The organism is uncultured Paracoccus sp., assembly GCF_947487305.1.
In the GTDB taxonomy this organism is placed as follows: Bacteria; Pseudomonadota; Alphaproteobacteria; order Rhodobacterales; family Rhodobacteraceae; genus Paracoccus.
Genome location: NZ_CANKWH010000001.1, coordinates 489,392 through 515,214, shown reverse-complemented (window position 1 = coordinate 515,214; position 25,823 = coordinate 489,392). Strand labels below are relative to the sequence as shown.

Here is a 25,823-nt window from a genome sequence, read left to right as displayed (position 1 = left end):
CCGTGGCATCCTGATCAAGCAGGCCCGCGCCGAACATCACGGTGACAATCAGCGCCAGCTACACCACGCTATGGGACAGCATCGTCCATTTCGAGGAGATCAATCCGGCCAGGGACATCGAGGAGTTGAACGAGTTGGCTTTTACCTTCGCGGACAAAGCCAAAATCAACTTTGAGCCCTTGTCGCACGCTGATTTCCTGCAGCGCCTCAGCGTTGCCTGCGCCAACCGATGGGGCCTCGTGATCGAGCTGCTGATCGAGGCACTGACAATCGGAAAGCAGGAGGGTGCAAAGGCCTGCTCGCCGGATCATTTCGACGAGGCATTTTCCCGAACCTATGGAACGCCAGCGGGGTATTACCCATTCAAGGTCGCAGACTATCAGGCCGACTTCGATCATGAGAAGCTTCTGGCCTTGCTGAACTGCGACGGGTGAAACACGCGCCGCCAAGCAGACCTTCCGTCAGCACCAATGGCCCGCCTTGTGCAAACTTTTCATGTTCCGAATGCACCCGGACTGTTCACGTTTATGCTGCGAATGCGCATGCTTATGCTGAGTTGCATGATTTTTATTGGTTAAATATCTGGATTATATAGATAAATTATCCGAATTTTCTGGCTCTACCTGCTTGGTGTGCACTCTTATGCTTCATTGGCACGTGCGGTTTGAGATTCTCGCGCGCTTAACAGCAGCGTTGAACCCGGTCTTGGCTGACCACAATCCACCGGACATGTCGCACAGAGCGAAGACGATCGTCCCAGGGGATCATCGATGCTTAGGTCGCGGAGCTTTGCCCTCCAACTGGCGTTCAGCCTTTGGGCGCAGCCCCGTCCTCCAGCTTGATCATGGTATTCTGCGCCATGGTCCCGTTCGCCACGATGATCTTGCGGCCGTCATCGGTGCGCAGGACGGTGAACCCCAGCGACATGTCCTCGACCACGCCCACCTCGCATTCGTTCGGCGTGGGCGCGGCGATCTGCAACCGGTCGCCGCGGCGGAAGGGTTGGTAGAGGACAAGGCTGATCCCGGCGACGAGGTTCCCCAGCGTGGTCTGGGCGGCAAAGCCCACCACCACCGACATCAGGCTGACGCCTGCCAGCAGCGCCGTTCCGAGGCGGTTCAGCACCGGCACGAGATGGGCGTAAACCGTCAGCAAGATCAGCCAGACGGCGAGGATCGACAGCTGGCTGAGAAAGGACAGCGCGATCTCGTTGATCTTCTCGGATCGGTCATGGCTCAGCGCCGTGCGCAAGAGCCGCCGCACCGACCAGGAGAGGATCAGCCCAAGGCCAAAGAGGATCGCAGCCAGCACCAGCGCGCCGAGGGGCGTCGAGGTGTCGATATACTTGAGCAGGTCCTTGGTCGTCGTCATCTGCCGCCCCATGCCATTCCCGCCGCCGGATTGGCACGGCGCGGCGCAAGGCGCAAGATCAGCGCCCCCAGCGCAGGCTGATCGGGTCGAGCGGGCGCAGGAGACCCAGAAGCTCCGCCCGCGTCTCGGGCGGCAGCGGCGCAATCGGATGGCGGCAGAAATCCGACGCGATGACGCCCCCCTCCAGCATCGCCGCCTTGGCCGAGCGGAAGCCGCATTGCCGGTTCTCGTGGTTGATCGCCGGCAGGATGCGGGTGTATTGCGCCACCGCAAGCTCACGGTCGCCGCCGCGATGGGTGGTGACAACCTCTTGGATCAGCTCCGAAATCATCGCCGAGCACATGGTGCCGGTGGCGCCCGCGTCCAGATCGGCCAGCATGGTGATGCCTTCCTCGCCATCCAGCGGGCTGACGATGGCCTCGCCGCCCTGCGCGATCAGCGCGCGCAGCTTGGTCGCGGTGCCCACGCTTTCGATCTTGAAATGCTGCACCATCGGGATCTCGCGCGCCATGCGCACCAGAAGCGGCACCGGCAGATCGACGCCCGACAGTGGCGCATCCTGGATCATGATCGGGATGCCGACCTCGCCGACGCGGGCGAATTGCTCGTAAGTCTGCTCGGCCGAGCCTTTCAGCAGCGCGCCATGATAGGGCGGCATCATCATCACCGCGACCGCGCCCAACTGCTTCGCCAGCCGCGCCCGCTCGACCACGATGGGCGTGGCGTAATGCGAGATTGTGACGATCACCGGCAGCCGCCCGGCCAGATGTTCAAGGCAAAGCCGGGTCAGCGTCTCGCGCTCGGCATCCGAGATCAGGAACTGCTCGCTGAAATTGGCGAGGATGCAGACCCCGTCGACGCCCTGATCGACAATGCAGTCGAGCACCCGGCGCATCCCCGGCAGATCGAGACTGCCGTCGGGATGAAAGGGCGTCGGCGCGACCGGCCATGCGCCGGTTAATGTTGCGGAATTGGCCATGGCTGTCCCTCCTCGACGTCCATCCTTGACGTTGAGTTAGCGGGGCAGGGGCCACCTGTCAATCTTGGTATACCAAGCCTACTCGGTGGGCGGGGTGAGGCGGGTAATACCGGTCGCGGCGGCGCGGGCAAGCTCGGGGTCCAGCGACATGCCGATATATTCGCCGCGCCGCCACAGCTCGGCCAGATCGTCGTAATGGCGCGACAGCGGATGGCCCGATTGCCCGGTCGAGATGATGAAGACCGAACTGTCGGGATCGGCAAGGTCATAGACCCCGCGATAACCCGCGCCGGTGACATTGCGGAAGGGATTGGCGCCGCTGCCCAAGAGACCGCCCTGCGCCAGCGTGAAGCCGTCGCCCGAGGTCGATTGCGACAGGTTCACCACCCAGCTGAGGCCGGGCAGGTGGCCAAGGGCCGGGTGCGACTGCGTGGCGACATGGACATCGCCCCAGCGCCAGGTGGTCACGTCGGGGCCATAGCGGTCGGTCAGATCGAGGATGGCCGCGTCCAGCGATTGCCGGGCGATGGTGGCGCAATCCTCGACCGGCGCGCTTTGCGCCACATCGCACCAGGCGGCGGCACCGTTGCGGTTGCGGAACACCGCCTCGATGAAGGACGGGTAGAGCGCGGTGATATCCTCGGACAGAGGGCCCAACTCGTCGCGGATCAGCCGGTCCTGCAGCGCCAGCATCCAGGCGGAATAGATGGCGGGTTCGGGCAGATGTTCGTTCATCTCGCCATCCCATTCGGCCAGCAGGTTCAGCGCATCCTGACGCTGGCGCTCGGGCGTGCCAGTGGCGGCCGGTTCGCCGGTGAACCACAGATCGGCGCCGACGAGTGGCAGCAGCGCGCGGGCGGCGGGGCTGACCACGTCCAGCTGGATGGCGATGAAGCTGTCGCGCGATTGCACCTCGCGGTCCTCGGCCAGCCGGGTCAGGCGGGCAAGGCGCGGCCCGGCAGCACCCTCGCCGGTCGCCAGCACGATGCCATCGGCGCCGGCCTGACCGGGCAGGGCACTGCCCAGCAGTTCGGTGGCGGGGGCAAGGCCTTGCCAGCCCGAGGCCGGTTCCCAGCCCGGTGCGGGCATCCGACCGCCGGTCGGATGGGCGGCATCGCGGCGCGGGGCGCGACCGGCCAGCTGCTGACCCACGCCGTCGCGGTCGGCCAGCGTCACCTGCAGCGCAGGCGTCGTCACCTGCGCCAGCGCCTCGGCGGCGGTGCCGCGGTCAGGCGCGCGCATCAGGCCAATGAGCCCGCTCATGGTGGCGTCGTCATCGCTCGCCCCGGTCCAGGCCAGCGCCGCGACATGGCCGCGAGGGGTCACGTCGGCCAGATCGAAATCGACCCCCGGCAGCACCGCGCCATTGGCGGTCCAACGCAGGGTGATCGGCTGGTCCTCGCCGTCGCGGATGCGGATGACCTCGCGGCGCGAGGTGAAATCGGTCCAGCCATCGACGCCGCGATAACGGGTGATGTCGCCGGGCTGCAATTCCTCGATGAACAGGTCGGCGTCATCGATACCCGCCGGCGTAACGCCCCAGGCAAGCCCGGTATTCCGCCCCGACAGCACCGCTGGAATCCCCGGAATGGTGGCGCCGATGACGCCGCCCTGCTGCAGTTCCAGCCGCGCGAGGTACCACAGGCTTGGCGCGGTCAGCGGGCCTTCGGGGCTGTTGGCAAGGATCGAACCCTGCGCCGCGGTGCGGTCGGGCGCGGCGGCAAAGGCGGTGGCGCTGAGGCCGAGGCCGGGGTCCAGATAGCCGGCCAGCGCCTCGTCCCAGCTGGACGTGTCCTCCTGCTGCGCCGGCGGCATCAGCCGCGCGCCGGGAAAAAGGCCGGCATAATCGGGCAGGGGCGCATCGCCGGGCAGGGCGGCCAGCTGCGGGCCAATGTCGGGGCGCGCGATCGACAGCCGCGCGTTCAGCACCTCGGCGCGGATGGCGCTGGAACTGGTGGCGGCCACCAGCTTCAGCACTGCCAGCGAATCGGCGGGTTTCCAGGCGGCGATCTCGTCCGGGAACAGGAAAAACTCGGGCGCGCCGCGACCTGCGGCATCGCGGTTGACCTGGGCGATCCATTCATTCACCCCGGCGGAATAGGCTTCCAGCGCGGCCCGCGTATAGTCGTCCTGCGCCGCCAGCGACTCGCGCGCGTGGCGGTAAAGGCCGAGCCGGCGGGCCAGATCATCGCCGCGAAAGGCGCTTGCGCCGTAGATCTCGGCCAGCCGGCCCTGCGCGGCGCGGCGCAGCACGGTCATCTGGAACAGCCGGTCCTGCGCATGGGCGACGCCCAGGGCAAAGAACACATCGGCATCGCTGGCGCCGAAGATATGGGGCACGTTCTCGGTCGAGCGCACGATCTCGACCGGCCCCGACAGGCCGGCCATCTGGTAGTTGGCATTGTAGTCGGGCAGCGAACGGGTGGCGAAATACCAGACCAGCACGGTGGCGATCACCATGACAAGGATCAGCCCGACGGTCAGGCGCAGCAGCCAGCGGAAAAGGGTCAGCATCGGATGTTGCGCGGTCCTTGGGCCTTGGGTCAGCGGCGGGTCAGCGGCGCTTGACCTGCACGCGCCGGGATGGTGGTGTGCTGTCTAGGACAGCGGACGGCGCAATTCAACGCAGGCCGCGCAGGGATCGAGGGGACAGTATGGCGAAAGTGACTTTTCTGGGACTGGGCGTGATGGGCTATCCGATGGCCGGGCATCTTAAGGCGGCGGGTCATGACGTGACCGTCTATAACCGCACCGCCGCCAAGGCCAGGAAATGGGCTGACCAGCATGGCGGCAGCTGGGCCGCCACCCCGCGCGAGGCCGCAAGTGGCGCCGATTTCGTCATGGCCTGTGTCGGCAATGACGATGACCTGCGCTCGGTCTGCCTTGGTCCCGACGGCGCATTCGCCGGGATGACCAAGGGTGCGATCTTCGTCGATCACACCACGGTCTCCGCCGCCGTCACCCGCGAGCTGGCCGAGGCTGCCACGGCTGCGGGTCTCGGCTATGTCGATGCGCCGGTCTCGGGCGGGCAGGCGGGGGCCGAGAATGGCCAGCTGTCGGTGATGTGCGGGGGCGATGCTGCCGAATATGACCGGGCCGAGCCGGTGATCGACGCCTATGCCAAGATCTGCCGCCGCATGGGTGGCACGGGCGCGGGGCAGATGGCCAAGATGTGCAACCAGATCGCCATTGCCGGGCTGGTGCAGGGCCTGTCGGAATCGCTGGCCTTCGCGCAGAAGGCCGGGCTTGATACCGCGAAGCTGGTCGAGGTCATCAGCCAGGGCGCTGCCGGAAGCTGGCAAATGGTGAACCGCCACAAGACCATGGCGGCGGGCGAGTTCAACCACGGTTTCGCGGTCGACTGGATGCGCAAGGATCTGGGCATCTGCCTTGACGCCGCCGACGAGCTGAACGTGCCGCTGCCGGTCACCGCGTTGATCGACCAGTTCTACAAGGAGGTGCAGATCATGGGCGGCGGCCGTTGGGACACCTCGGCGCTGATCGCTCGGCTGACCCGCTGACGGGTCTGCACAGGGGCGCGCAACGCCCCCGTGCCACTCGCGCAACTGTCATATCGTGGTAAATCGGTCGGGCTTGACTTTGCGCGGTGGCGACAGAAGAACGGCGCGGCCAGCAAGTGCGCGTGGGGAAACGGTTATTCGGGTTCCAGCCACCGGCTCGCGCGCGGCGGGATCGCCCGCCAGATGCCTTTGACCGGTCCGCCCTGACGGGTGAGACCCTCTGTCACCCCCCGAAAGGATATTGCCCATGAACTTCCTCGCCCCTATCGAGCCGCAGCTGCGCTCGGTCCTGCGCATCATGTCGGGCCTGCTGCTGCTGCAGCACGGCACCACCAAGGTGCTGGGCTTCCCGGTCAGCCAGATGAACGGTGTTTCGCTGTCCTCGCTGCCGGGCATCGCCGGGATCATCGAACTGGTCTTCGGTGTGCTCTTGGTGATCGGCCTCTTCTCGCGCTTCTCGGCCTTCATCGCCAGCGGCCTGACCGCCGCCGCCTATTTCATCGCCCATTCGCCACAGGGGTTCTTCCCGCTGCTGAACGGCGGCGAACTGGCCGCGCTTTACAGCTTTGTCTTCCTCTACCTCGCCGCCGCCGGCCCCGGCCCCTGGTCGGTCGATGCCGCGCGCGGGAACAGCTCGCTCTGATCCGGCGGATCTTTGTGAACGGGATCGCGGCGGCAGCGCCGCGATCCAGCCGGTCTCAGACGTGGATCTTCGCTCCGGTCAGTGCCTGCACCTCGGCCAGACTGTTTCCGGAGGTGAGTTCAACCAGCCGGAACCCCTCGGGCGCGATGTCCAGCACCGCCAGATCGGTATAGACGCGCGACACCACACCCAGTCCGGTCAGCGGGTAGGTGCAGCGCTCCAGCAGGCGCAGACTGCCATCCTTGCCCACATGGTTCATCAGGATCAGGATCGTCGGCACGCCCGCGACCAGGTCCATCGCGCCGCCCACAGCCGGCGGGTGGCGGTCCTCCAGCGTCGCCCAATTCGCCAGGTCGCCCGTCTCGGCCACCTGATAGGCGCCCAGAACGGCGATATCGATATGCCCGCCGCGCATCATGGCGAAGCTGTCGCACTGGTCGAAGTAAGCCGCGCCGGGCACCGCCGTCACCATGCGCTTGCTGGCATCGATCAACTCGCGGTCCTCGCGGCCCGGTTCGGGCGGCGGGCCGACGCCCAACAGGCCGTTTTCCGACTGATACAGCACCTCGCGCCCCATGGGCAGATGCGCCGCGACATGGGTGGGCTTGCCGATCCCCAGGTTGACATAGGCGCCATCGGGAATGTCCTGCGCCACCCGCGCCGCCATCTCGGCATCGCTGCGACGGTTCATGGCCGCACCGCGTATTCGCAAAGGCTGGCGATGAAGATTCCCGGCGTCACCACCCGTTCCGGGTGCAGCGGTTCGGTCGAGACTTGCCGCACCTCGGCGATGCTGTGCCGCGCGGCCATGGCCATGACCGGGTTAAAGTTCCGCGCCGTGGCGTGATAGGAGAGGTTCCCCCAGCGATCGCCCGTCTCGCCCCGGATCAGCGCGAAATCCGCCGACAGCGGCGGTTCGAACACGTAACCGCGCCCGCCGATCACCCGCGTTTCCTTGCCCTCGGCCAGTTTCGTGCCATAGCCCGTGGGGGTGAAGAAACCGCCGAGACCCGATCCCGCCGCCCGCATCCGCTCGGCCAGCGTGCCCTGCGGCATCACCTCCAGCGCCACCTCGCCCGCCTTGTAGCGGCGTTCGAACCAGACCGAGCCGGGGGTGCGCGGATAGGAGCAGATGACCTTGGCGACCAGCCCCAGCTTCAATAGGGCCGCGATCCCCGCCTCGCCCTCGCCCGCGTTGTTCGAGATGATGGTCAGGTCACGCGCGCCCTTCTCGGCCAGCGCATTCAACAGGCCGTAGGGGATGCCCGAGGTGCCAAAGCCCCCCACCATCACCGAGGCGCCATCGCCGATGGGCTGAATGGCGGCAACGGGGTCGGCGCAGGTCTTGTCGATCACGCGGGCAGTCCTTTCCTCGTCCCGGCAGGCTGCAATCTGCGGCACCGGGTTGCAACGCGATTCTTCGCCGCGCGCTGCGGGGGCGCCGCCATTCTGCCAGTCATCCCCGGCACTTCGCCCGAGTTCCCTACAGCGCGGCAGGCGCTTCACCCAATCCCGTCGCGGCCCCATTGCGCGGCCAACGCCGCCCGGATAGCCTCCGCCCAAACCCGAACCGGAGGCCCAATCGATGAACAACCCGCAAAGCTGGGAAGCCCGCGCCGATGAATATTCGCTCTACGGCTTCACCGATCTGCCAAGCGTGCATGAACGCGGCGCGGTGGTCTTGACCCATGGCGAGGGGCCCTATGTCTTCGATGTGAACGGCAAGCGTTACCTCGATGCCAATTCCGGCCTGTGGAACATGGTTGCGGGCTTTGACCACAAGGGTCTGGCCGATGCGGCCAAGGCGCAATATGACCGCTTCCCCGGCTATCACGCCTTCTTCGGGCGCATGTCCGACCAGACGGTGATGCTGTCGGAAAAGCTGGTCGAGGTTTCGCCCTTCGATTACGGGCGCGTCTTCTACACCAACTCGGGTTCCGAGGCGAATGACACCATGGTCAAGATGCTGTGGTTCCTGCACGCCAGCGAGGGCAACCCAAAGCGCCGCAAGATCCTGACCCGCTGGAACGCCTATCACGGCGTCACCGTGGTTTCGGCTTCGATGACCGGCAAGCCCTATAACGAGGTCTTCGGCCTTCCCATGGAGGGCTTCCTGCACCTGACCTGCCCGCATTACTGGCGCTTTGGCGAGCCGGGCGAGACCGAGGAACAGTTCGTCGCCCGGCTAGCGCGCGAGCTGGAAGAAACCATCGAGCGCGAGGGCGCCGACACCATCGCCGGCTTCTTCGCCGAGCCGGTGATGGGCGCGGGCGGGGTGATCCCGCCGGCCAAGGGCTATTTCCAGGCGATCCAGCCGATCCTGAAAAAGCACGGCATCCCGCTGATCTCGGACGAGGTGATCTGCGGCTTTGGCCGGACCGGCAATACCTGGGGTTGCCAGACCTATGGCTTCACGCCCGACGCGATCATTTCCTCGAAGAACCTGACCGCCGGCCTCTTCCCGATGGGCGCGGTGATCCTTGGTCCCGATCTGGCCGACCGGATGCAGGCGGCGGCCGAGAAGATCGAGGAGTTTCCGCATGGCTTCACCGCCTCGGGCCACCCGGTCGGCTGCGCCATCGCGCTGAAGGCGATCGACGTGGTGATGAACGAGGGGCTGGCCGATAACGTCAAGCGTCTGGCCCCGCGGCTCGAGGCCGGGCTGCGCGCGATCATGGAGCGCAGCGAGCATATCGGTGAATTGCGCGGCATCGGCTTCATGTGGGCGCTGGAGGCGGTGAAGGACAAGGCGACCAAGACCCCCTTCGACGGCTCGCTGTCGGTCAGCGAACGCATCGCCAATACCTGCACCGATCTCGGCCTGATCTGCCGCCCGCTCGGCCAGTCCATCGTCCTCTGCCCGCCCTTCATCCTGACCGAGGCGCAGATGGACGAGATGTTCGAGAAGCTGGAAACGGCGCTCAACAAGGTCTTTGCCGAGGTCGCATGAGCGGCGAGAACCCGGCGCTGGCCCTCTATGCCGCCCATGGCGCGGCACTGGCCGAGCGCTATGAAACCGTGGCCCCGGCGCAGCTTTTCGCGCCGGTGGCCGATCTTCTGCCAGTCGCGCCGGCGCGGGTCGCCGATCTGGGGGCAGGTTCGGGCCGCGATGCCGCGTGGTTTGCCGGGCAGGGCCATCAGGTCACGGCGGTCGAGCCGGTGAACGAGCTGCGCGAGGCTGCGCGACTGCGCCATGTGGACGCGGGGATCGACTGGGTTGCGGATCAGCTGCCGGGTCTTGCGGGGCTTGAGGGGCGCAGGTTCGACCTGCTGCTGCTGATCGCGGTCTGGCATCATCTTGATGGGCTCCAGCGGCAGGAAGCGATGGGGCGGTTGCGGGACCTCTCGGCTGACGGCGCGCATGTGGTCCTGTCGCTGCGCCACGGGCCGGAGCAACCAAAGTCGGGCGTCTTTGCCGCCGATGTCGAAGGCACGATCTCTTTGGCCGAGGCCAATGGCTTCCGTGTCCTGCGCCGGGTCGAGGCTGAGGCGCAGCAGCGTCAGGATGCTGCCGGGATCAACTGGACCTGGCTGGTGCTGGCGGCGTGATCAGATCCCTGCCCATGGCCGCCTGCCGCCAGCATCTGCAACGGACTCGATCTGCGGCTCGCCATCCCGAAACCTGACCGCCAGCGCGCCCGAGCGGCGCAGCGACGACAGATCGATCAGACGACAGGGCGGATCGTCACCCAGACCCTCGGCCACCTCGTCGATCACAAGGATCACCTGCGCCGCGCAGTGGCCAGCGGCGCGCAGGCCTGCCTCCTTGCCGGTCAGATGCACCACCCGCCAGCCGGTCCCGCCGATCGCGGCTTCGCGCGCGCGCTTGTCGCCGCTCCAGGCCGGGCGGGCGGCCGAAACCTCTTGCGTCGCGGTATCGCCGTCCTCGATCAGCCAAGTCTCGACCACGAAAGACCCGCCGGTCGGCTTCGACACCGCGCGACCCTCGGGCGTCATCAGGCCAACTGCCTCACCCTCGGGGGCGATCAGCAGTTGTGGGCGTTCGGCTGTCATCCAGATCGCGAAGGCCGCCAGCACCAGCCCGATCCCGGACCCGCAGGCGAGAATGGGCGCAGAAACCCCCGGACGCATCTGCCCGCGCCGCCAGGCCAGAACCGCCAGCACCGAGCCAGTGCCGAGCAGCGGCAGGACCGGGGCAGGCGGCATCGGGATCGCCGTCACCGCGCCGTTCAGCCCGGCGACGAAGGCGGCCACGGCCAGCATCCAGCTGGTCCCCAGCCCCATGACCCACAGCGCCGGGCCGGCCAGTCCGACCGGGGCCAGCAGAGCCGCCATCACCCCGGCAGGCATGACCAGCACGCCCATGACCGGCACCGCCAGCAGGTTCGCCAGAAGTCCGTATTGCGCCATGCGGCTGAAATGCGCGGCGGCGATCGGCGAGGTGGAGAGACCCGCGACCAGCGACGAAATCACCAGCATCAGCACTGGCCGAAGCCACCAGGGCAGCGCGGGCGAGACCCGCGCCCAAGGGCCATAGATCAGGATCAGCGCCACGGTCGCGGCAAAGCTCATCTGGAAGCCGGGCGACCCCAGCGCCTCGGGGTTCAGGATCAGAATGATGGTCGCGGCCAGCGCAACGCTGCGCAGCGAGATGGCGCGGCGGTCGGCGAGGATCGCGGCCAGCATCACCGCCACCATGACAAAGGCGCGCTCGGTGGCGACGCCGCCATCGGCCAGCCACAGATAGCCCGCCGCCGACAGCATCGCGACCCCGGCGGCGATCTTGTGCGCGGGCCAGACCAGCCGCAGCCCCGCCCCCTGCGCCCCGACCAGCGCCAGCCGTAGCGCCGCATAGATGAAACCCGCCAGCATGCCCATGTGCAGGCCCGAGATCGAGATGATGTGGTAGAGGTTCGAAGCCCGCATCAGCTCGTTCGTGGCCTCGGTGATGCCTGACCTGTCACCCGTCATCAGCGCCGCCGCGACGGCGCCGGACTGGCCGCCGATGCGCGCGCGCATGGCCTCGGCGAGGGTCATCTGTAGCCGGTGCATCGCCCAGATGCCGCCCTCGGGCGGGGTGACGGTCAGGACCGGGTTGCGGCTATAGCCGACAGCGCCCAGCCCCTCGAACCAGGCGAAGCGGCGGAAATCGAAGCTGCCGGGCGAGGCCGGGCCGGGTGGCGGCGACAGGTGGCCGGTCAGCATGACGCGTTCCCCCGGCACCGGCAGGTCTTCCGCCGCCGCATCCGTCAGCGACAGCCGCACCTTGCCCGGTGTGCGGCCGGGGGGCAGGTCGCGCAGGGTCACGGCATCCAGCGTGATCCGCATCCGGTCGCGGGCCGAGCGGTCGATGGCGACCACCCGCCCCTCGATCGGGCCGTAATAGCGCCAGCCGAGGACCGGCGCGGCGACACGCTCGGATCGCAAGCCGGTCAGCGCCAGCCCGGTGGCGATGAGCAGCACCGCCCAGCCTGCCAGCCGCAACGCGTCGGAGAGCCGCCAGCCGATCCGTCCGGTCTCGGCCCAACGCCGGGCGCGGGTCGTGACCCACAGCGCCAGCACCGCCACGACCGCAACCGCGAGATAGAACCGCGCACCCGGCTGGAAGGGCAGAGCGAACCACAGCCCGATACCGCTGGACAGCCCGACCGGCAGCCACGGGACCAGCCCGGCGCGCGCCGCCGCCGCCGGGCGTGGGGGGCGAGCCAGCCGGACCGGAGCCGCAATGGCAGCGGGCGCGGGCAGGGAGGTGGGGGGCAGGAGCGTCGGGGCCGTCAATTCTTGTTCTTCCGTCCGGGCTTCTCTATTCCTCGCCGGGAACCCTGCCACGGGCGGCCTTTCCGGAAGGTTAAGACCCGTGGCGCGACTTGAGACAAAGGCCCCGCCATGACCTCCGATCCCATCGTCACCCGCTTTGCCCCCTCGCCGACCGGCTATCTGCATATCGGCGGCGCGCGGACGGCACTGTTCAACTGGCTCTATGCCCGGGGCCGGGGCGGCAAGTTCCTGCTGAGGATCGAGGATACCGACCGCGCGCGCTCTACCCCCGAGGCGACGGCGGCGATCCTGCAGGGCCTGACATGGCTGGGCCTGGACTGGGACGGTGAGCCGGTCAGCCAGTTCGAAGGCATGGCCCGTCATGCCGAGGTGGCGCGGGCGATGCTGGAGGCGGGCAGCGCCTATCGCTGCTATTCCACCCCCGAGGAGATCGCGGCATGGCGCGAATCGCATCCGCGCCAGCCCTTCCAGAGCCCGTGGCGCGACAAGGGCCCCGAGGACTGGCCCGATGCCCCCTATGCCATCCGCCTGCGCGCCCCCCGCGAGGGCGAGACCATCATCGACGATCAGGTGCAGGGCGAGGTGCGCTTTGGCAATGACCAGCTGGATGACATGGTGCTGCTGCGCAGCGACGGCACCCCGGTCTACATGCTGGCGGTGGTGGTCGACGATCACGACATGGGCGTGACCCATGTGATCCGGGGCGACGATCACCTGACCAATGCTGCGCGGCAGGTGCAGGTCTTTGACGCCATGGGCTGGAAACGCCCGGTCTTCGCCCATATCCCGCTGATCCATGGCGAGGATGGCAAGAAGCTGTCCAAGCGTCATGGCGCCGTCGGCCTGCACGAATTTGCGGCCCTCGGCTACCCGGCCGAGGCGATGCGCAACTATCTGGCGCGTCTGGGGTGGAGCCATGGCGATGACGAGCTGTTCGACGATGCCAAGGCGCTGGAATGGTTCGATCTTTCCGGCATCGGCCGGGCGCCGGCGCGGCTCGACTTCAAAAAGCTGGAACATGTCAGCGGCTGGCATATCGGCCAGATGCCCGGTGATCGCCTGCTCGGGGAACTGGACGCTTTCCTGACCGAGACCGGCCAGCCGGCCCTGACCCAACGTCAGAAATCCTGGCTAACGCCGGCGCTGGATGCGTTGAAGGAAAAGGCAAAAACCCTGCCGGCGCTGCTGGATCAGGGGCGCTTTGCGCTGGTCGAGCGGCCGGTGGAACTCGACCCGAAGGCGGTGGCTGCGCTGGATACGGTATCCCGTGGTATGCTGAAATCATTGACTGCCGCACTGCAGCATGCTAGCTGGACGCGAGATGATCTGGAACAAGCTGCCAAGCAGGTCGCCGAAGAAAACGGCGTCGGTCTGGGCAAGGTCGCAGCACCGGTCAGGGCCGCTTTGGCAGGCCGGACTTCGACCCCCAGCGTGTTCGACATGATGATGGCGCTTGGCCGCGACGAAACGCTGGCCCGGCTGAACGATCAGGCAGATCAGGCGGGCTGAGCCCGCGCGCATTTTTCGCGGCGCCACCCGTCAGGTAGCGCCGCGCCTATCCGAGAGAGGGAGTCCCAGATGGCCGACACCAAATCCGCAAAGCTTGTCCTGAACGACCAGTCCTATGAGCTGCCGATCCTCACCCCGACCATTGGTCCCGAAGTGCTGGATATCCGCAAGCTCTATGGTCAGGCCGACGTGTTCACCTACGACCCCGGCTTCACCTCGACCGCAAGCTGCGACTCGACCATCACCTTCATCGATGGCGACAAGGGCGAGCTGTGGTATCGCGGCTATCCGATCGAGCAATTGGCGGCCAAGTCGCATTACCTCGAAGTCTGCTATCTGCTGCTTTACGGTGAGCTGCCCGATGCCGACCAGCTCAGGGATTTCGAAAGCCGCGTGACCCATCACACCATGGTCCACGAGCAGATGAACAACTTCTTCCGCGGGTTCCGCCGTGACGCCCATCCGATGGCGACCATGGTGGGCGTGGTCGGGGCGATGTCGGCCTTCTATCACGACAGCACCGATATTGCCGATCCCTGGCAGCGCGAGGTTGCGGCCATCCGGCTGATCGCCAAGCTGCCGACCATCGCGGCCATGGCTTACAAGTATTCGATCGGCCAGCCCTTCGTCTATCCGCAGAACGAGCTGGATTACGCCAGCAACTTCCTGCACATGTGCTTCTCGGTCCCGGCGGCGAAATACACCGTCGATCCGGCCCTGGCCCGCGCCATGGACCGCATCTTCACGCTGCACGCCGATCACGAGCAGAACGCCTCGACCTCGACCGTGCGTCTGGCCGGTTCCTCGGGTGCAAATCCGTTTGCCTGCATCGCCGCCGGCATCGCCTGTCTCTGGGGGCCGGCGCATGGCGGCGCCAACCAGGCGGCGCTGGAAATGCTGAAAGAGATCGGCACCGTCGACCGCATCCCGGAATACATCGCCCGGGCCAAGGACAAGAACGATCCGTTCAAGCTGATGGGCTTCGGCCACCGGGTCTACAAGAACTTCGACCCGCGCGCCAAGGTGATGAAGGAATCGGCCGACGAGGTGCTGGATCTTCTGGGCATCCACAACAACCCGACGCTGCAGGTTGCCAAGGAGCTGGAGAAGATCGCGCTCGAGGACGAGTATTTCATCGAGAAGAAGCTGTATCCGAACGTCGATTTCTATTCGGGCATCATCCTCTCGGCGATGGGCTTCCCGACCTCGATGTTCACCCCGATCTTCGCGCTGTCGCGCACCGTGGGCTGGATTGCCCAGTGGAAGGAAATGATCGGCGATCCGCAGAACAAGATCGGCCGCCCGCGCCAGCTTTATGTCGGCAGCAACAAGCGCGACTACGTGGATGTCGCCAAGCGCTAAGGAAAAAGGGCCCTTCGGGGCCCTTTTTGCTGAACGGGCAGGGGGGCGTCGCCGGTGGCGGCGGTCCGCCCGCCGAATTCCCTTGCAGGCATCATGCCGGTTTGGCACAGGGCAGCCATGAACGACAACACCCAGAAAATCGCGCTGGTCACCGGCGCCTCGCGCGGCCTTGGCGCCGCCCTTGCCGAAGCGCTGGCCGCCCAAGGCTGGCATATCCTCGCAGTCGCCCGCACCGTGGGCGCGCTGGAAGAGCTGGACGACCGCATCCGTGCCGCCGGTGGCAGCGCCACGCTGGCGCCGATGGATGTGACCGTGGCCGAGGCGATGGTGCAGCTGGTCTCCTCGGTGCAGGGGCGCTGGGGCGGGCTGGATCTCTGGGCGCACAGCGCCATCCACGCCGCACCGCTGGCACCGACCTCGCATATCGACGCCAAGGACTGGGCGAAATCGGTCGAGGTGAACGTCAATGCCACGCGCGGGTTGATCGGGCTGGTCGAACCCCTGTTGATCGCCCGCAAGGGCAGCGCGCTGTTCTTTGACGATCCCCATGCCGGCGAGAAATTCTATGGCAGCTACGGTGCCACCAAGGCCGCGCAGATCGCCCTCGCCCGCAGCTGGCAGGCCGAGACCACCAGCACCGGCCCGCGCATCCTGATCGCCCAGCCCGCGCCCATGCCCACCGCCACCCGCGCCCGCTTCCACCCGGGCGAAGACCGCGCCCGGCTGACCCCCACCCGCGACGAGGCGGCGAGGATCCTGGCGGGGGTTTAGCGAGCGGTGGACGCGAGCCACCAGGACGGCCTCAGGCTCGACTTTCCTCGGCTTGATCTTGCGAGCAAGTGATAGAATCAGCTTCACCCCGCGCCCCAACTGCGTCGCTCAAGATCGGTATGGATAAAGAGAGTTCACCGAGGCTAGCAAAACGTTGTTCACCCCCTCGACCGGCCAGCACCAACGGCCCTGTCAGGGTGCGCGTCTTGCACTCGAATGGGGGTAATGGCGGAGACGAAGGGATTCGAACCCTCGAGACGGTTCCCCGTCTACTCCCTTAGCAGGGGAGCGCCTTCGACCACTCGGCCACATCTCCGCCGACCCGTTTAGTGATCCGGGCGGGCAGGGGCAAGGGGGGAAACCGCGCCTCACCCCTAAAACCTGTCGGGCGGCAGGCTTGCAGGCGGGATTGCGCGCGTCGTTGCAGGGCCGATGCCGATGTCAGCGCAATGGTATATCACCGATCAATATCATCATTTTTCGGGCATGTAACCGCCGCCTATAGCTTGGGGGACGTGGTCGGGGTCTGGCCCCGGTCGCACCATCTGAACACCCATCGGAGGCCGCCCGAGATGAGCTTCACCCCCGCCGCCTGGCCACGCAAGCTGCGCTCGCAGCACTGGTATGGCGGCAATTCGCGCGACACCATCTATCACCGGGGCTGGCTGAAGAATCAGGGCTATCCGCATGATCTGTTCGACGGCCGCCCGGTCATCGGAATCCTCAATACCTGGGCCGACCTGACGCCCTGCAACGGCCATCTGCGCGAGCTGGCCGAGAAGGTGAAGGCGGGGGTCTGGGAGGCTGGCGGCTTTCCGGTCGAGGTGCCGGTCTTCTCGGCCTCGGAAAACACCTTCCGCCCGACCGCGATGATGTTTCGCAACCTGGCCGCCATGGCGGTCGAGGAAACCATGCGCGGCCAACCCATCGACGGGGCGGTGCTGCTGGTCGGCTGCGACAAGACCACGCCCAGCCTGCTGATGGGGGCGGCCTCGACCGATATTCCCTCGATCGTCGTCACCGGCGGGCCGATGCTGAACGGCTGGTTCCGGGGTGAGCGGGTCGGCTCTGGCACGCATCTGTGGAAATTCTCGGAGGCAGTGAAGGCCGGCGAGATGACGCAGCAGGAGTTTCTCGATGCCGAACAGGCGATGAGCCGGTCCTCGGGCACCTGCAACACGATGGGCACGGCCTCGACCATGGCCTCGATGGCCGAGGCGCTGGGGATGGCGCTATCGGGCAATGCGGCGATCCCGGCGGTCGACAGTCGCCGCCGGGTGATGGCGCAGCTTTCGGGGCGGCGGATCGTGCAGATGGTCAAGGATGATCTGAAGCCTTCGGACATCATGACGCGCGCGGCGTTTGAAAATGCCATCCGCACCAATGGCGCCATCGGCGGCTCGACCAATGCGGTGGTTCACCTCTTGGCCATGGCGGGCAGGGTGGGGGTCGATCTGACGCTGGCGGACTGGGACCGGCTTGGCCGCGACGTGCCGACCATCGTGAACCTGATGCCCTCGGGCAAGTACCTGATGGAGGAATTCTTCTATGCCGGTGGTCTGCCGGTGGTGCTGCGGCGCCTGGGGGAGGCCGGGCTGTTGAACAAGGACGCGCTGACGGTCAGCGGCGGCAGCATCTGGGACGAGGTGAAGGATGTCACCAACTGGAATGACGATGTGATCCTGCCGACCGACCGGGCGCTGACCGCCTCGGGTGGGATCGCGGTGCTGCGCGGCAACCTGGCGCCCGATGGCGCGGTGCTGAAACCCTCGGCGGCCAGCCCGCATCTGATGCGCCATCGCGGCCCGGCGGTCGTGTTCGAGGATATTGACGATTACAAGGCGCGCATCGAGGATGAGGCGCTGGAGATCGACGAGAACTCTGTCATGGTGCTGAAGAATTGCGGCCCGCGCGGCTACCCGGGCATGGCCGAGGTGGGCAATATGGGCCTGCCGCCCAAGGTTCTGAGGAAGGGGATCACCGATATGGTTCGCATTTCCGATGCCCGCATGTCGGGCACTGCCTATGGCACGGTGATCCTGCACACCTCGCCCGAGGCGGCGCGGGGCGGGCCGCTGGCGATCGTGCGCACTGGCGACATGATCGAGATCGACGTCGAAGCCCGGCGCATCCACTTGGAGGTCAGCGAGGCCGAGATCGCCGCGCGTCTGGCCGAATGGCGTGCGCCCGAGGCGCCGAAGGGCGGCTATGCGCAGATGTTCCATCACCATGTGCAGGGGGCGGATACCGGCGCGGATCTGGATTTCCTGATCGGCTGCCGGGGCAGGGAGGTCGGACGTGACAGCCACTGACATCGCCATCATCGGGCTGGGCAAGATCGCCACGGATCAGCATGTGCCCGCAATCCGCGCCTGCCGAGATTTCCGGCTGGCCGCGACCGTGAGCCTCGGGCAGTCGCTGCCCGATGTGCCGGCCTATGAGGAGATGACGGCGATGTTCGCGGACCATCCGGGCGTTGCCGCCGTGGCGCTTTGCGTGCCGCCGCAGGTGCGTTATCCGCTGGCGGTCGAGGCGCTGAAGGCCGGGCGCGATGTGCTGCTGGAGAAGCCGCCGGGGGTGACGCTGGCCGAGGTCGAGGCGCTGCGGGCGCTGGCCGAGGCGCAGGGCTGCGTGCTCTATGCCACCTGGCATTCGCGCCATGCCAATGGCGTCGACCCGGCACGCGACTGGCTGGCCGCGCGGCGCGTGACCGGCGGCAAGGTGATCTGGCGCGAGGATGTGAAGCGCTGGCATCCGGGGCAGGGCTGGATCTGGCAGCCGGGCGGCATGGGCGTGTTTGATCCGGGCATCAACGCCACCTCGATCCTGACGCATATCCTGCCCGAGCCGGTGCGCGTCACCCGCGCCGAATTCGAGACGCCGGCGAATTGCGAGACGCCGATTGCCGCGCGGCTGTCGCTGCTGACGGGCGAGGATGCCGTGATCGATGTCGATTTCGATTTCCGCGAGACCGGAGAACAGGTCTGGTCGATGTGGTTCGACACCGATGCCGGACGGATCGAGCTGACGGGAGGCGGCGCGCGCACCGTGGCGGATGGACGGCTGCTGTCGGACGGGGCGGCGCTCGAGTCGGAATATGCCCGGATCTATGACCATTTTGCCGGGCTGATCGCGGCACGGGCCTCGGATGTCGATCTTTCGCCGATGACATTGGTGGCCGATGCCTTCATGTTGGCCCGACACCGCCGCACCGATGAATTTCATGACGAGCAGAGCCCATGACCGATGAACCCGCCGTTTCCGTCTTCGATCCCCGCCGCTGCGAACTGGGCGAGGGACCGATGTGGCACCCCCAGCGCCAGCAACCCTTCTGGTTCGACATCATTGGCCGGCGGCTGATGACCATCGAGGGCGGGGCGCCGAGGGAATGGCAGTTCGATGAATATGTGACGGCGGCGGGCTGGATCGACCGCGACCGTATGCTGGTCGCATCGCAGACGGCGCTGACGGTGTTCAACGTCGCCGATGGCAGCTCGGGGCAAAGCTGGGCGCTCGAGGCCGATAATGATCTGACCCGCTCGAATGACGGGCGGGCTGATCCGATGGGCGGGTTCTGGATCGGCACCATGTCGATCAACAAGCCACGCGGCCAGCGCGGTTCGATCTATCGCTTCTACCGGGGCGAGATCCGCAAGCTTTATGGCGAGATCGGCGTCTCGAACGCCATCTGCTTCGCCCCAGATGGCCGCACCGCCTATTACGCCGATACCGATACCTCGACGATCCTGCGCCAGCGGCTGGACGGCGAGGGCTGGCCCGAGGGTGCGGCAGAGCTGTGCGTCGATCTGCGGGCCGAGAAGCTGCGCCCCGATGGCGCGGTGGTGGATGCCGAGGGCAATATCTGGAACGCGCAATTCGGCGCCGGTCGGGTGGCCTGCTATGCCCCCGATGGCACGCTGCGGCGGGTGGTGGCGTTGCCCGCCAGCAAGACGACCTGCCCGGCCTTCATCGGGGCAGGCCTTGACCGGATGATGGTCACGACTGCGGGCGAAGGGCTGGATGGGGCGGCAGACGGTCAGACCTTCGTGGTGGGCGGGTTGGGTGTCAAAGGGCAGGCCGAATATCAGGTCCGGCTGGACTGATCCGGGATGCGCGAGAGCGTCAGACGCTTCGGCACCCATCGCGACGGCTCGACCGTCGATGCGGCCCGGATCAGCGCCCGCGGGCTGAGCATCGAGGTCATGACCCATGGCGCGAGCCTGATGCGTCTTGAGCCAGAGGGTGGGCGCTCGCTGGTGCTGGGTTTCGAGACCTATCAGGACTATCTCGACCGGGGCCGGCATTTCGGGGCCATCGTCGGGCGCCATGCCAATCGCATCGGCGGGGCGCGGGCGGTGATCGGCGGCGAGGTACGCCAGCTTGACCGCAACTGGCGGGGCCAGCACCTGCTTCATGGCGGGGATGACGGGACCGGCGGGCGGAACTGGCGGATCGAAGGCGCGGGCGAGGACAGCATCACCCTGACCGACCATCTGCCCCACGGCCATATGGGCTTTCCCGGCGCTCTGGATGTGCGCGTCACCTATCGCATCCTGACCGGCCCGGTGCTGGAGATCCAGATCGAGGCCATCACCGACGTGCCGACCCTATGCAACTTTGCCCAGCACGGCTATTTCAACCTGACCGGGGCCGACAGCATCGCCGATCATCTGCTGACGATCCCGGCCGAGACCTATACACCGGTCGATGCCGACCTGATCCCGACCGGCGCGGTCGAGCCGGTTCAGGACACGCGCTTCGACTTCCGCCAGCCGACCCGGCTTGGGGAGCAGATGGCGCGCGGGCTGCTGGATCACAACCTCTGCCTTGCCCCCAGTCGGCAGCCCTGCCGTCCGGTGGCGCATCTGACCGCGCCGGGCGCGAACCATGCGCTGACGATCGAGTCAACCGAGCCGGGATTGCAGATTTATGACGGCACCCATCTCGGCCATCGCGGCATTGCGCTGGAACCGCAGCTCTGGCCCGACGCGCCGAACCATCCGGGCTTTCCCGATGCCGGTCTGGCGCCGGGCGAGACCTATCGCCAGCTGACGCGTTTGGTGATCTCGCGGGCCGGTTAACCAAGCCCGACAAAGTCGCCGCAATGCGGTTGCCATTGCGTCACGCTGCCGTTACCAGTGCCGAAATCAAAAAAAAGCCGGGCACGAAGCCCGGCCTAAGTCCAACAGGGAGGTTGAAGGCGAGCAGCAAAGCCGCGTCCTGCCTTCGAAGACAGATTTATGTGCAGGTTGCCTATTCTGCAAGTTCTTAATGCTGCAGATGCAGCATACCGGCCATGCAGTTGCTGAATAGCTACACGCGAAAGTTGTAGATTCGTTAAGATTTTGCGTCGTTTCAGCGACGAAAGTCTTGGCGAGCCGGTTGTTGCCGATCAGGGAAAATTAATTTTTGCTAGCCGCTTCCTGCCGTTTCGGTGGGTGGCGCCGCGCTAGACGGTGCCTGATTCGGTCTGCCATTTGCGATAGGACTGGATTTCCTCCAGCACGAAATCGCGGAAGGCCATGACCCGGCGCGACTGCCGCAGCTCTTCGGGGAAGGCGAGGAAGACCGGCACATCGCCGGACTCGATCTCTGGCAGCACCCGCACCATGCCCTCGAAATCGGCGACCAGGTAATCGGGCAGCACGCCGATCCCCAGATCGGCCAGCACGCCCTGCAAGACGCCGAAATAGTTGTTCACCATCAGCGTCGAGCCGAGTTTCTGGGCCAGCAGCATCTGGGTCAAAACCGCGCCGGCGCTGACCTGCGGGGTGCTGGGGCTTTGGCAGATCAGCCGGTGGCTGCCCAGATCCTCGATGCTGGGCGGGGTGCCGTTCTCGGCCAGGTATTTCTCGGACGCGTAAAGCCGCATCCGGATGTTCAGCAGCCGGCGGCGGATCAGGTCGGACTGGCTGGGTTCCTTCATGCGGATGGCCACGTCGGCCTCGCGCATGGGCAGGTCCAGCACCCGTTCTTCCAGCAGCAGTTCGATCTTCAGGTCGGGATATTTCTCGTAGAGCTTCGGCAGGCGCGGCACCAGCCACAGCGTGCCAAAGCCCACCGGCGTCGTCACCTTCAGCTCGCCGAAGACATCTTCCTCGCTGTCGCGGATGCGCGCGGCGGCGGCGTCGAGCTTCCTCGCCATGGACGAGGTCGCCTCGAACAGCAATTCGCCCTGCTCGGTGAGAATCAGCCCCCGCGCGTGACGGTGGAACAGGGTCACGCCAAGCGAATCCTCCAGCGCCCTGATCTGCCGGCTGACCGCCGATTGCGACAGGTGCAGCACGTCGCCGGCATGGGTCAGGCTGCCGGCATCCGCGACCGCGTGAAATATTCTAAGCTTGTCCCAGTCCATAGCGATCACAATCCTGCGTCAGTGGCCCCACAAGTTTTGCATTGCCCAAATCCCCGCCCTCATACTCTTAATAGAAGAGAGTTGTGAAGTTTTTCCTTCATCGGTCAGCAATTCTGACCTATAATGACGCAGAATTCATCAAGCTGTTGAGGAGACTGCCAGATGAGCAAGCAAGAGTTCTCTCTGTCCGACCGGTTCGATCTGGAAAAGCGTCACGTTCTGCTGAACGGCACGCAGGCGCTGGTGCGACTGATGCTGATGCAGCACGCGCGCGATGCGGCCGCCGGGCTGAACACCGCCGGCCTGGTGACCGGCTATCGCGGCAGCCCTCTGGGGGGTGTCGACCTTCAGATGATGAAGGAAGCCAAGCGTCTGGCGGCCTCGAACGTGACCTTCCAGCCCGGTCTGAACGAGGATCTGGCCGCCACCGCCATCTGGGGCAGCCAGCAGGCCGAGCTGCGCGGCGAGGGAAGCTATGACGGCGTCTATGCGCTGTGGTATGGCAAGGGCCCGGGCGTCGATCGCACCGGAGACGTGATGCGCCACGCCAACATGGCCGGTTCCTCGCCCCATGGCGGCGTGGTCATGGCGATGGGCGACGACCATACCGGCGAAAGCTCGACCGTGCTGCACCAGTCGGACTGGGCGATGATCGACGCCTATATCCCGGTGCTGTCGCCGGCAGGTGTGCAGGAAATCCTGGATTACGGTCTCTATGGTTTCGCGCTGTCGCGCTTTGCCGGGGTCTGGACCGGGCTGAAGACGATGAAGGACACGGTCGAGGCAACGGCGGTGGTCGATGGCGACCCGTTCCGGCTGAAATTCGTGACCCCCGATTTCCACCTGCCCGAGGGCGGGCTGAACATCCGTCTGGGGGATACCCCGGTGGCGCAGGAAGCGCGGATGATCGATTACAAGCGGTGGGCCGCCGAGGCCTTCAGCCGCGCCAACCGCATCGACCGCCCGGTCTGGGGCAAGCCCGGCGCGAAGATTGGTTTCGTCGCCGCCGGCAAGAACTGGCTGGACCTGGTCCATGCCCTGTCGCTTCTGGGCATCGACGAGGCCGAGGCGGACCGGCTGGGGATCACCACCTACAAGGTCGGCCAGACCTGGCCCTTGGACATGAAATCGATGCAGGAATGGTCCGAGGATCTGGACCTGATCGTCTGCGTCGAGGAAAAGCGCAAGCTGATCGAGGTGCAGCTGAAAGAGGCGATCTTCGACAACCGCCACGGCCGCCGGGTCATCGGCTGGAAGCATGACCGCAGCCATGAGGAAATCTTCCCGACCCGCTATGCGCTGGACCCGGTGATGATCGCGCAGAAGATCGGCGGCATCCTGATCGAGGAAGGCCGCGGCACCGAAGGCATCAAGTCGGGCATGGACCGCCTGACCGAAGTGCGCCGTAACGACAACGCCCCCGAGATCGCCACCCGCACGCCCTGGTTCTGCTCGGGCTGCCCGCACAACACCTCGACCCGCCTGCCCGAGGGCAGCCGCGCCTATGCCGGCATCGGCTGTCACTACATGGTGCAATGGATGGGCCGCGAGACGAACGGCTTTACCCATATGGGCGGCGAGGGCGTGAACTGGATCGGCGAGGCGCCTTTCAGCAAGCGTGGCCACGTGTTCCAGAACCTCGGCGACGGCACCTATAACCATTCGGGCAGCCTTGCCATCCGCGCGGCCTTGGCGGCCAAGACCAACATCACCTACAAGGTGCTGTTCAACGACGCCGTGGCGATGACCGGTGGCCAGCCGAACGAGGGCGGGCTGACCGCGCCGCAGATCGCGCGCGAACTGACCGCCATGGGGGTCGATCCGCTGATCGTCGTCTATGACGAGAAAGAGGACGTGGACCGCAAACAGTTCCCGGCCGGCCTGCGCTTCGAGGAGCGCGACAAGATGATGGCCGTCCAGCGCGAACTGGAAACAGCCCAGGGCGTCAGTGCCATCCTCTATATCCAGACCTGTGCCGCCGAAAAGCGCCGCCGCCGCAAGAAGGGCCAGTTCCCCGATCCCGACCGCCGCATCTGGATCAACCCCGAGGTCTGCGAGGGCTGCGGCGATTGCGGCGTGCAGTCGAACTGCGTCTCGATCGTGCCCGAGGACACCGAACTTGGCCGCAAGCGCAAGATCGACCAGTCGTCCTGCAACAAGGATTACAGCTGCGTCAAAGGCTTCTGCCCCAGCTTTGTGTCCGTGAAGGGCGGCAAGCTGAAGAAGCCCGAAGCCACCGCCTTCGACATCCCGGCGCTGCCTGCGCCGGTGCTGCCCACGATCACTGGCACGCATAACGTCGTCATCACCGGCGTCGGCGGCACCGGCGTCGTCACCATCGGCGCGGTGCTGGCGCAGGCCGCCCATATCGACGGCAAGGGCGCCGGCATGATGGAGATGGCGGGTCTGGCGCAGAAGGGCGGGGCGGTGCACATCCACCTGCGTCTGGCCAACAAGCCCGAGGATATCAGCGCCATTCGCGTCGCCACCGGCGAGGCCGATTGCATCATCGGCGGCGACATGGTGGTGACGGCCGGGGCCAAGACCATCGGCTTGATGACCACGGGCCGCACCGGCGCGGTGGTCAATGATCACGAGATCATCACCGGCGACTTCACCCGCTTCCGCGATTTCCAGGTGCCGTCCGACCGTCTGCGCCTGTCGCTCGAGGCGCGGCTGAAAGAGAAGGTCGCCTTCTTCGACGCCAACAATCTGGCGCTGCGCCTCCTGGGCGACTCGATCTATTCGAACATGCTGGTGCTGGGCGGGTCGTGGCAGGCCGGTCTGCTGCCGCTGTCGGAAGAGGCCATTCTCGAGGCGATCCGTCTGAACGGCGCCAAGGTGGCCGAGAACCAGCGCGCCTTCGAGATCGGCCGTTGGGCCGTGGCCTTCCCCGAACAGGCCCGCGAGATGGCGAAGCTGCCCGAGGAAGAACCGGCCCATGCCGAGGACCCGATCGCCTATCGTGAGGGCCGTCTGGTCGAGTATCAGGGCAAGGGTCTGGCCAAGAAGTTCCGCAAGCTGGTCGACACCGCGCCCGAGGGGCTGCGCGACTCCGTTGCGCGCGGCTATTACAAGCTTCTGGCCTACAAGGACGAATACGAGGTCGCGCGGCTGCATCTCTCCACCGCCAGCCAGGTCGCGGCGCAGTGGGATGGCGATGTGAAACTGTCCTTCCACCTCGCCCCGCCGATGCTGCCCGGCAAGGATGCCGATGGCCGCCCGCAGAAACGCGAATTCGGCGCCTGGGTGCTGCCGGCCTTCAAGGTGCTGGCCAGCCTCAAGGGGCTGCGCGGCACGCCCCTGGACCCGTTCGGCTATTTCCCCGAGCGTCGGCGCGAGCGTGCGGCGATCAAGGACTATGCCAAGGTCATGGCCGAGGTCATCGCCAAGGTGACGCCCGCGACCATGCCGATCGCCATCGAACTGGCCGAGCTGCCGCTGTCGATCCGCGGCTATGGCCCGGTCAAGGAGAAGGCGGAGCATGAGGCCGCGGCCCGTCAGGCCGAGCTTCTGGCGCAGTTCCGCTCGGGCGGCACACCGATGCGTGAAGCCGCCGAGTAGCCCTTGGAC

General features: G+C 66.4%; 19 protein-coding genes, 1 tRNA gene and 1 pseudogene. 13 read left to right on the top strand and 8 right to left on the bottom strand.

What is annotated here, in order from left to right; all coding sequences use genetic code 11:
* The first annotated feature begins 41 nt into the window (after positions 1-41).
* Positions 42-434 (top strand): hypothetical protein, encoded by a 393-nt coding sequence (locus Q1A36_RS02615; protein WP_299839285.1) that lies wholly within the window; start codon positions 42-44, stop codon positions 432-434.
* Between the two features lie 373 nt (positions 435-807).
* On the opposite strand, the gene Q1A36_RS02610 is transcribed toward Q1A36_RS02615, so the two are convergent.
* The 3 genes from Q1A36_RS02610 to Q1A36_RS02600 form a co-directional block, all read right to left on the bottom strand.
* Positions 808-1,371: a mechanosensitive ion channel domain-containing protein gene (locus Q1A36_RS02610; protein ID WP_299839282.1), complete on the bottom strand. Its 564-nt coding sequence runs from the start codon at positions 1,369-1,371 to the stop codon at positions 808-810.
* 58 nt (positions 1,372-1,429) lie between these two features.
* Positions 1,430-2,350, bottom strand: a complete 921-nt coding sequence (locus Q1A36_RS02605; protein WP_299839279.1) for a dihydrodipicolinate synthase family protein — start codon at positions 2,348-2,350, stop codon at positions 1,430-1,432.
* Between the two features lie 78 nt (positions 2,351-2,428).
* Complete coding sequence (locus Q1A36_RS02600) at positions 2,429-4,864, bottom strand: penicillin acylase family protein (protein WP_299839276.1); 2,436 nt, start codon at positions 4,862-4,864, stop codon at positions 2,429-2,431.
* 140 nt (positions 4,865-5,004) lie between these two features.
* Between Q1A36_RS02600 and Q1A36_RS02595 the strand changes: the two genes are divergently transcribed.
* Entirely contained in the window at positions 5,005-5,871 is an 867-nt protein-coding gene (locus tag Q1A36_RS02595; RefSeq protein WP_299839273.1) for an NAD(P)-dependent oxidoreductase, read from the top strand.
* Between the two features lie 247 nt (positions 5,872-6,118).
* A complete protein-coding gene (locus Q1A36_RS02590; RefSeq protein WP_299839270.1) occupies positions 6,119-6,514 on the top strand; it encodes a DoxX family protein in 396 nt (131 codons plus the stop codon).
* Between the two features lie 55 nt (positions 6,515-6,569).
* On the opposite strand, the gene Q1A36_RS02585 is transcribed toward Q1A36_RS02590, so the two are convergent.
* Positions 6,570-7,205, bottom strand: coding sequence for a 3-oxoacid CoA-transferase subunit B (locus Q1A36_RS02585; protein WP_299839267.1), 636 nt, complete (start codon positions 7,203-7,205; stop codon positions 6,570-6,572).
* Positions 7,202-7,870: a 3-oxoacid CoA-transferase subunit A gene (locus Q1A36_RS02580; RefSeq protein ID WP_299839264.1), complete on the bottom strand. Its 669-nt coding sequence runs from the start codon at positions 7,868-7,870 to the stop codon at positions 7,202-7,204. Before Q1A36_RS02580 ends, Q1A36_RS02585 begins: the two co-directional genes overlap by 4 nt.
* 229 nt (positions 7,871-8,099) lie before the next feature.
* Between Q1A36_RS02580 and Q1A36_RS02575 the strand changes: the two genes are divergently transcribed.
* On the top strand, positions 8,100-9,464 hold the full coding sequence (locus tag Q1A36_RS02575) for an aminotransferase (protein WP_299839261.1): 1,365 nt from the start codon (positions 8,100-8,102) through the stop codon (positions 9,462-9,464).
* Positions 9,461-10,063 (top strand): methyltransferase domain-containing protein, encoded by a 603-nt coding sequence (locus Q1A36_RS02570; protein ID WP_299839258.1) that lies wholly within the window; start codon positions 9,461-9,463, stop codon positions 10,061-10,063. The genes Q1A36_RS02575 and Q1A36_RS02570 overlap by 4 nt, the downstream gene beginning before the upstream one ends.
* On the opposite strand, the gene Q1A36_RS02565 is transcribed toward Q1A36_RS02570, so the two are convergent.
* Positions 10,064-12,253 carry a ComEC/Rec2 family competence protein gene (locus Q1A36_RS02565; RefSeq protein WP_299839255.1) on the bottom strand — a complete coding sequence of 730 codons (2,190 nt, stop codon included), beginning with the start codon at positions 12,251-12,253 and terminating at the stop codon, positions 10,064-10,066.
* 108 nt (positions 12,254-12,361) lie between these two features.
* On the opposite strand from Q1A36_RS02565, the gene gltX reads away from it, so the two are divergent.
* From gltX to Q1A36_RS02550, 3 genes are all read left to right on the top strand, one after another.
* On the top strand, positions 12,362-13,762 hold the full coding sequence (gltX, locus tag Q1A36_RS02560; RefSeq protein WP_299839253.1) for a glutamate--tRNA ligase: 1,401 nt from the start codon (positions 12,362-12,364) through the stop codon (positions 13,760-13,762).
* Between the two features lie 69 nt (positions 13,763-13,831).
* The gene (locus Q1A36_RS02555) at positions 13,832-15,124 is read left to right on the top strand and encodes a citrate synthase (RefSeq protein WP_299839250.1); all 1,293 of its coding nucleotides are present in this window, start codon (positions 13,832-13,834) and stop codon (positions 15,122-15,124) included.
* Between the two features lie 117 nt (positions 15,125-15,241).
* Positions 15,242-15,895 carry an SDR family NAD(P)-dependent oxidoreductase gene (locus Q1A36_RS02550; RefSeq protein WP_299839247.1) on the top strand — a complete coding sequence of 218 codons (654 nt, stop codon included), beginning with the start codon at positions 15,242-15,244 and terminating at the stop codon, positions 15,893-15,895.
* Between the two features lie 226 nt (positions 15,896-16,121).
* Here Q1A36_RS02550 and Q1A36_RS02545 read toward each other — a convergent pair.
* Positions 16,122-16,211: transfer RNA gene (locus Q1A36_RS02545), tRNA-Ser, on the bottom strand.
* A 210-nt stretch (positions 16,212-16,421) separates the two neighbouring features.
* Here Q1A36_RS02545 and araD point away from each other — a divergent pair.
* The 4 genes and pseudogenes from araD to Q1A36_RS02525 all read left to right on the top strand — a co-directional run bounded on the left by araD (position 16,422) and on the right by Q1A36_RS02525 (position 20,976).
* Positions 16,422-18,207 (top strand): annotated as a pseudogene (gene araD, locus Q1A36_RS02540) (L-arabinonate dehydratase).
* Complete coding sequence (locus Q1A36_RS02535) at positions 18,194-19,138, top strand: Gfo/Idh/MocA family oxidoreductase (RefSeq protein WP_299839244.1); 945 nt, start codon at positions 18,194-18,196, stop codon at positions 19,136-19,138. Before araD ends, Q1A36_RS02535 begins: the two are co-directional and overlap by 14 nt.
* On the top strand, positions 19,135-19,998 hold the full coding sequence (locus Q1A36_RS02530; protein ID WP_299839241.1) for an SMP-30/gluconolactonase/LRE family protein: 864 nt from the start codon (positions 19,135-19,137) through the stop codon (positions 19,996-19,998). Before Q1A36_RS02535 ends, Q1A36_RS02530 begins: the two co-directional genes overlap by 4 nt.
* Positions 19,999-20,004: 6 nt before the next feature.
* Positions 20,005-20,976, top strand: coding sequence for an aldose epimerase family protein (locus Q1A36_RS02525; protein ID WP_299839238.1), 972 nt, complete (start codon positions 20,005-20,007; stop codon positions 20,974-20,976).
* Between the two features lie 368 nt (positions 20,977-21,344).
* Here the strand turns inward: Q1A36_RS02525 and Q1A36_RS02520 are convergent, their stop codons facing one another.
* On the bottom strand, positions 21,345-22,250 hold the full coding sequence (locus tag Q1A36_RS02520) for a LysR family transcriptional regulator (RefSeq protein ID WP_101750973.1): 906 nt from the start codon (positions 22,248-22,250) through the stop codon (positions 21,345-21,347).
* Positions 22,251-22,412: 162 nt separating this feature from the next.
* Between Q1A36_RS02520 and Q1A36_RS02515 the strand changes: the two genes are divergently transcribed.
* Positions 22,413-25,814: an indolepyruvate ferredoxin oxidoreductase family protein gene (locus tag Q1A36_RS02515; protein WP_299839235.1), complete on the top strand. Its 3,402-nt coding sequence runs from the start codon at positions 22,413-22,415 to the stop codon at positions 25,812-25,814.
* The last annotated feature ends 9 nt before the right edge of the window (positions 25,815-25,823 follow it).